The sequence below is a fragment of the Falsiroseomonas oryzae genome, assembly GCF_027856955.1.
Classification (GTDB): domain Bacteria; phylum Pseudomonadota; class Alphaproteobacteria; order Acetobacterales; family Acetobacteraceae; genus Falsiroseomonas; species Falsiroseomonas oryzae.
Genome location: NZ_JAPSMD010000315.1, coordinates 1 through 6,396, shown reverse-complemented (window position 1 = coordinate 6,396; position 6,396 = coordinate 1). Strand labels below are relative to the sequence as shown.

The window sequence follows — 6,396 nt, the reverse complement described above, 5'->3', positions numbered from 1 at the left end:
GCGGGCGGAGGTGCCGGCCTTCCCGTTGCTGGGGCGCGATCTGCTGGCGCTCGGGCTGCCGCCGGGGCCGGCGGTTGGCACGCTGCTGGCGGCGCTGCGGCGCTGGTGGCTGGACGGTGGTGCTGCGGCGGACCGTGAGGCGTGCCTGACCGAGGCGCGGCGCCGGCTGGAAGAAGCCGGGGCGGCGGACGGGCCCGCCGCCCCGCAGTCCCCGGCCGCCACCTGACAGGCACGCCGGGTTGTCGGAACAAAACAAGAACTAACCGATCCGGGCGCAGAAGGCAAGCGACACTGCGAAGGCCCGCCCCAACCCTCCCGCGCCGGCGGGGGAGGGCCTATGAGACGGGCATGGCCCGCCCTGCCTTCGACGCCGCCTCCCTCCCGCTCGTCCGGCGGCTGTGGCGGGAGCATGTCCGCCACCATCCGCGCTGGCTGGCGCTGGCAGTGGTCTGCACCCTGCTGGTGGCGGGCACCACCGCGCTCTACCCCATCATCATCCAGCAGGCCTTCAACCGCTTCACTGCCGGCGACCCCAGCGTGGTCTGGCTGCTGCCGCCCATCATCATCGCCGTCACCTCCGGCAAGGCGATCGCGCAGTTCGGCCAGGCGGTGGCGACGCAATCCGTGGTGCTGCGGGTGATCGAGGGTCTGCAGCGCCGGCTGTTCGCCGCGCTGAGCCGCGCCGACCTGGCGCAGGTGGCGCGCGAGGCGCCGGCCCGCCACGCGGCGCGCTTCACCACCGATGCCGGGCTGATCCGGGAGGCTCTGTCGAAGTCGCTGAACGGCGTGGCGGACGTGTTCACCGTCATCGGCCTGGTCGGCTCGATGCTGTGGATGGACTGGAAGATGGCGCTGCTGGCGGGGCTGCTCTACCCCGTGGCGGTCTGGCCGATTCTGGCGATCGGCAAGCGCGTGCGCCGCGCCTCGGCCGGCATGCAGGACCGCGTGGGCGAGACGGCGGCGATGCTGGCGGAGAGCTTCGGCGCCGCCCGCGTGGTGCGCGCCTATCGGTTGGAAGCGGCCGAGCAGGCCCGCGCCGAGGCCGCCTTCGCCCGCCTGCGGGAGAGCACCTACGCCATCGCCCGCACCCGCGCCCGCGTCGATCCCGTGCTGGAGGCGCTGGGCGGGCTGGCGGTGGCGGGCGTGCTGGGCTTCGTCGGCTGGCGCGTCTCCGAGGGGCTGGGCACGATCGGCGACTTCACCGGCTTCGTCGCGGCGCTGCTGATCGCCGCGCGGCCGGTGCGCTCGCTCGGCTCGCTCAACGCCGCGCTGCAGGAGGGCCTGGCCGGCCTGTCGCGGGTCTTCGCGACGGTGGACGAGGCGCCGCGCATCGCCGACGCGCCGGATGCCCGCCCCCTGCCGGAAGGCCGCGGGCGCGTGGTGTTCGAGGAGGTCGGCTTCACCTACGAGGGCGTGCCGGATGCGGCGCTGGCCGGCCTGTCCTTCGTCGCGGAGCCCGGGCGGACCGTGGCGCTGGTCGGGCCCTCCGGCGCGGGGAAGTCCACTGCGCTGGCGCTGGTTCCGCGGCTGTATGACGCGACGGCGGGGCGCATCACGCTGGACGGGGCGGAACTGCGCGGCGTGACGCTCGCCTCGCTGCGCGATGCCATCGCCTATGTCGGGCAGGATGCGGTGATCTTCGACGACACCGCCTTTGCCAACATCGCCTGCGGCCGCCCCGGCGCATCGCGGGACGAGGTCGAGGCGGCGGCGCGCGCGGCGGCGGCGCACGATTTCCTGGCCGCGCTGCCGGAGGGCTACGGTACGGTCCTCGGCACCGGCGGGTCGCGGCTGTCGGGCGGGCAGCGGCAGCGCGTCGCACTGGCCCGCGCGCTCCTGCGCAACCCGCGCGTGCTGCTGCTGGACGAGGCGACGAGCGCGCTGGACGCGGAGAACGAGGCGCTGGTGCAGGAAGCCATCGCGCGGCTGCGCGCCGGCCGCACCACGCTCGTCATCGCGCATCGCCTCTCCACGGTGCGGGACGCCGACCTGATCATCGCGATGGAGGCCGGCCGCGCGGTGGAGCAGGGCACCCATGCCGAGCTGGTGGCGCGGGACGGGCTCTATGCGCGGCTGGTGCGGACCCAGGCCTTCGCGCCATGACCCTGCCCGATCCCGACATCCTGCACCCGATCCCGGATGCACCGCGGTTGGTGCAGCTGCGGCCGCTGATCGCCGCGCAGGACCAGGTGACCAACGTCTCGGCGGGGCGCTTCAGCTACTATGACGACCCGGAGCACGCGACGGATTTCCTGGCGCGCAACGTGCTGTACAACTTCGGGATCAGTGGCGCGCGGCTGGAGATCGGCAGCTTCTGCGCGATCGCGACCGGCGCGCGCTTCGTCATGCCGGATGCGATGCACGCCATGTCCGGCGTCTCCACCTTCCCCTTCGCGATCCTGGGCGGCGCCTTCGCCGCGGCGCTCGATCTCGACGCCTACCCCTTCCCCCGCATGGGCGACACGGTGGTGGGACATGATGTCTGGATCGGGATGGAGGCGCTGGTGATGCCGGGGGTGCGCATCGGCCACGGCGCCGTGGTGGCGGCGCGCGCGGTGGTGACGCAGGACGTGCCCGACTATGCGGTGGTCGCAGGCAATCCCGCGCGGGTGGTGCGGCGGCGCTTCGACGAGGCGGAGGCGGCGCGGCTGGTCGCGCTGGGCTGGTGGGACTGGCCGCTGGAGCGCATCGCGGCGGCGGTGCCTCTGCTGGTGCAGGGCGGCGTGGCGGAGCTGGAGCGCTTCGCCGCGGGGTGATCGCGAGGTTGACTCGCCGCGCCCCCGCGCGGGAGCATCGGCGCACTGCAAACAGGGAAACAGCATCATGTCCTGGGGACGAGGCCTCGCGGCCGCGGCCGTCGCCGCATGCGCCGCCATCTTCCACGCCGCGCCGGCCGAGGCCGGCCCGACGCTCGATGCGATCCGCGCGCGCGGCCAGCTGGTCTGCGGCATCCACACCGGCGTCGCCGGCTTCGCGCTGCCCGACAGCCGCGGCACCTGGCAGGGCATGGATGTGGATCTCTGCCGCGGGCTGGCGGCCGCGATCTTCAACGATCCCGGCCGCGTCCGCTTCGTTCCCCTGTCGTCCTCCACGCGCTTCACCGCGCTGGGGTCGGGCGAGATCGACGTGCTGTTCCGCACCTCCACCCAGACCATGCTGCGCGACACCACGCTCGGCCTGCGCCATGCGGTGACCTATTTCTACGACGGGCACGGCTTCATGGTGCGTGCCAATCTCGGCGTGCAGCGCGTGGCGGAGCTGCGCGACGCCACCATCTGCCTGATCCAGGGCACCACGAACGAGCAGGTGACGGCGGACTACTTCCGCAGCATCAACGTGCCCTTCCGTCCCGTGCTGTACGAGCGCACCGACCAGGCCAGCGACGCGTTGCAGGCCGGGCGCTGCGATGCCTTCGGCACCGATGCCTCGCAGCTCGCGGGCGTGCGCTCCTCCATGCCGCGGCCGGCGGAATGGACGATCCTGCCGGAGCGTTTCTCGAAGGAGCCCTACGGCGCCTATCTCCGCCGCGGCGACGACGAGTGGTTCGACCTGGTGCGCTGGTACACCTATGCCGTGATCGAGGCCGAGGAGCAGGGTGTGAACCGCGCCAATGCCGAGGAGATGCGGCGGACCAGCGTGAACCCCAACACGCGCCGGCTGCTGGGTGTGACGCCGGAGCTCGGCCAGTCGCTGAAGCTGGACCCGGCCTGGGCGTTCAACGCGGTGCGCGCGATCGGCAACTACGGCGAGCTGTACGACCGGCATTTCGGCCCGCAGACCGCGGTGAACCTGCCGCGTGGGCCGAACCAGCTCTGGACCAATGGCGGGCTGATCTACGCGCTGCCGCTCCGCTGAGGGGCGCCGGGCCGCGCTGTCGCGGCCCGGCTATCGCGGCGCCTGCGGCAGCGGCAGGCGCTGGCGGATGCGCAGCGTGTCCTGCACCAGCTGGCGGAAATGCGCGAAGCCCGCGATCAGGTAGGCGTGCCGCTCCTCGGGCCGGTGCTCCAGCGTCAGGCTGATCCCGGGCGTGCGCAGGCACAGCGTGGCGAGGCGCCGCATGTTCTCGAGGTCCATGGGGTGGCGCCCGTGCAGGCAGGTGATGGCGCAGCGCCGGGCGCCGTGTTCCAGGTCGTCCAGGTTCTCGCGGCGCGGGATGTGCAGGATGTTCCGCCGCAGCTCGGGCCACGCCAGGCGCGCGGACTCGTCGAGGTTCACCTGCGGGTTGCTGACCACGGCGTTGGCGTCGTGGCGCAGCGCCCAGCGCAGCGCGGCATAGCCCGCCATGGAGGAGCCGAAGAACACCACGCGCGCCGGATCGTAGCCGTCCAGCGCCGCGGCGACCACGCCGTCGAACCGTGCGCCGCCGTCATCCTGCAGGTAGAAGCTGTTATCCGGGTCCCGCAGGCAGAGCAGGTCGAAGGCGGCCAGGCGGTTCGCCGACTCAAGGCTGGCGTAGCGATGTCCGTTGTTGTGGGTGGCGAGCGTGACCAGCAGCGCCTGCGCTGCCTCGCCGGGGCGGCGGAGGTGCAGGAAGGGGATGCCGTCGCGCGTCGCCTCATGCGCCTGCACCAGGCTGTCGTAGTCGGCCGCGCCGCTCATTCGCGCCGCAGCACCCCGTCCACCAGCCGGTCGGCCCAGGCCTTGCTGCGGAAGCGCGCGCGCAGCGCGCCCTCGTCGTAGTCCTCGCGCAGCCAGTCCAGGAAGGGCTTGGCGCCGTGCCGCGCCTGGAAGGCACCGTATTCCAGGAAGAAGGCGTCCAGGATGCCGGTGCGGCTGGCCGAGACATGGCCGAAGCGCCAGTGCAGCTGGTCCAGCGCAGCGGCCACCGGGCGGCCCTGCAGCAGCAGCCAGATGCCGGCGACCAGCCCGGTGCGGTCGGCGCCGGACTTGCAGTGGATGAGCAGCGGCTCCGGCAGCTCGGCGAACAGGCCGGCCAGGCGCAGGATCCGGTCCTTGTGGGGCGCGCCGCGGCTCTCGAAGGGGGCGTCGGCGTGGATCAGCCCGAGTTCGCCGGCGCGCGCCCGGCCCAGCGCGTCGGAGCCGCATTGCTGCCGGTGGCCGCGCAGGTTGATCACGCTGCGCAGCCCGTGCCGGCGCTTCGCCTGCGCCAGCTGCCAGGGCAGCGGATGGTTCGAGCGGTAGAGCCGGCCGGGCTCCACCACCCCCCAGTTGCGCCAGGACAGGCGCAGCAAAGCGTGGTCCACGAGCAGGCTGTTGAGCCAGGCGCCGCGGCGGCCGGCAGGCGTGGAGAGGTCAGGCACGGCGCCGATATGGCCGGGGCGTGCCGCCATGGCCAGACAGGAAAGCGGACGGGCGGCGCGGCCTCGCCCCCGCCCGGCCCGGGGCACAACACCCTGGACCCGGAGCAGCGGGACGCCCGGCGGGGCAACCGTCCCCGCCGGGCCACCCGTCAATCCGCAGCCCGTATGCCCGCCGCCCGCACGATGCCGCCCCATTTGGCGGCCTCCGCCGCCATGAATCGGCCGGTGCCCTCGGGGGTCGAGCCCAGCACCGGATCGTAGCCGAGCGCCCGCATGCGGCCCGACAGCTCCGGCGCGCGGAGCGCGTCGTTCACCGCGGCGTTGAGCTGCGCGATGACGGGCGCCGGCGTCTGCGCCGGGGCCAGCAGGACGTTCCAGGTATAGGCCTCGAACTCCGGCATGCCCTGCTCGGCGAAGGTCGGCACCTCCGGCAGCAGGGCGGCGCGGTCGCGCGTGGTCACCGCGATGGCGCGCACCGAGCCGCGCTGGACATGCGGGGCGCCGGTGACGACCACGTCCATCATGAACTGGATGTGCCCGGCGATCAGGTCGGCCATGGCGGGCGCCGTGCCGCGATAGGGCACGTGCAGCGCCTGCACGCCGGCCTGATGCTTCAGCAGTTCGACGGCGATGTGGATCGCCGTGCCGTTGCCCGCCGAGCCATAGGCGTAGCCGCCCGGCCGCGCGCGCAGCGCGGCCAGGAAGCCGGGCAGGTCGGTCGCGGGGAAGCCGTTGTTCACCAGCAGCACCAGCGCCGTGTTGGCGAGATGCGCGACCGGCGCGAAGTCGCGCTCGGTGTCGTAGGGCAGGCGGCCCATCGCGGGGTTCACCGCATGCCCGATGGTGGTGACCAGCAGCGTGTTGCCGTCCGGCGCGGCGCGCGCGACCACTTCCGTCCCTGCCACCAGCCCCGCACCGGTGCGGTTCTCCACCACCACGGGCCGGCCGAGGCGTAGCGTCTCCGCCAGCATCCGCGCCACCACGTCGGCCGGGCCGCCGGGGGCGGAGGGCACGACGATGCGGAGCGGCGTGGCCTGCGCCAGGGCCGGGGCGGCAAGCAGGCCGGCGGCGCCCGCCAGAATCGCGCGGCGTCCGGCCGGGCTCATGCGGCCTGGCTCCTGGCGGCGCGGTGCGG

General features: G+C 73.7%; 6 protein-coding genes and 1 pseudogene. 4 read left to right on the top strand and 3 right to left on the bottom strand.

The window, feature by feature from the left end:
• The 4 genes and pseudogenes from OZN99_RS22840 to OZN99_RS22825 all read left to right on the top strand — a co-directional run.
• Positions 1-226: pseudogene (locus tag OZN99_RS22840) on the top strand (hypothetical protein); the annotation flags it as partial.
• Between the two features lie 122 nt (positions 227-348).
• Positions 349-2,103 (top strand): ABC transporter ATP-binding protein, encoded by a 1,755-nt coding sequence (locus OZN99_RS22835; RefSeq protein ID WP_270937561.1) that lies wholly within the window; start codon positions 349-351, stop codon positions 2,101-2,103.
• Entirely contained in the window at positions 2,100-2,756 is a 657-nt protein-coding gene (locus OZN99_RS22830; protein ID WP_270937560.1) for a CatB-related O-acetyltransferase, read from the top strand. The genes OZN99_RS22835 and OZN99_RS22830 overlap by 4 nt, the downstream gene beginning before the upstream one ends.
• A gap of 67 nt (positions 2,757-2,823) precedes the next feature.
• Positions 2,824-3,855 (top strand): amino acid ABC transporter substrate-binding protein, encoded by a 1,032-nt coding sequence (locus OZN99_RS22825; protein WP_270937559.1) that lies wholly within the window; start codon positions 2,824-2,826, stop codon positions 3,853-3,855.
• A gap of 30 nt (positions 3,856-3,885) precedes the next feature.
• Here the strand turns inward: OZN99_RS22825 and OZN99_RS22820 are convergent, their stop codons facing one another.
• The 3 genes from OZN99_RS22820 to OZN99_RS22810 form a co-directional block, all read right to left on the bottom strand.
• On the bottom strand, positions 3,886-4,599 hold the full coding sequence (locus tag OZN99_RS22820; RefSeq protein WP_270937558.1) for a hypothetical protein: 714 nt from the start codon (positions 4,597-4,599) through the stop codon (positions 3,886-3,888).
• Positions 4,596-5,291 carry a tyrosine-protein phosphatase gene (locus OZN99_RS22815; RefSeq protein WP_270937557.1) on the bottom strand — a complete coding sequence of 232 codons (696 nt, stop codon included), beginning with the start codon at positions 5,289-5,291 and terminating at the stop codon, positions 4,596-4,598. The genes OZN99_RS22820 and OZN99_RS22815 overlap by 4 nt, the downstream gene beginning before the upstream one ends.
• 119 nt (positions 5,292-5,410) lie before the next feature.
• On the bottom strand, positions 5,411-6,367 hold the full coding sequence (locus OZN99_RS22810) for a tripartite tricarboxylate transporter substrate binding protein (protein ID WP_270937556.1): 957 nt from the start codon (positions 6,365-6,367) through the stop codon (positions 5,411-5,413).
• Positions 6,368-6,396: the final 29 nt, after the last annotated feature.

Excerpts from the sequence above, each read along its gene's own strand:
- OZN99_RS22835 (WP_270937561.1), top strand. The coding sequence starts at position 349 with ATGGCCCGCCCTGCCTTCGACGCCGCCTCCCTCCCGCTCGTCCGGCGG.
- OZN99_RS22830 (WP_270937560.1), top strand. The coding sequence starts at position 2,100 with ATGACCCTGCCCGATCCCGACATCCTGCACCCGATCCCGGATGCACCG.
- OZN99_RS22825 (WP_270937559.1), top strand. The coding sequence starts at position 2,824 with ATGTCCTGGGGACGAGGCCTCGCGGCCGCGGCCGTCGCCGCATGCGCC.
- OZN99_RS22820 (WP_270937558.1), bottom strand. The coding sequence starts at position 4,599 with ATGAGCGGCGCGGCCGACTACGACAGCCTGGTGCAGGCGCATGAGGCG.
- OZN99_RS22815 (WP_270937557.1), bottom strand. The coding sequence starts at position 5,291 with ATGGCGGCACGCCCCGGCCATATCGGCGCCGTGCCTGACCTCTCCACG.
- OZN99_RS22810 (WP_270937556.1), bottom strand. The coding sequence starts at position 6,367 with ATGAGCCCGGCCGGACGCCGCGCGATTCTGGCGGGCGCCGCCGGCCTG.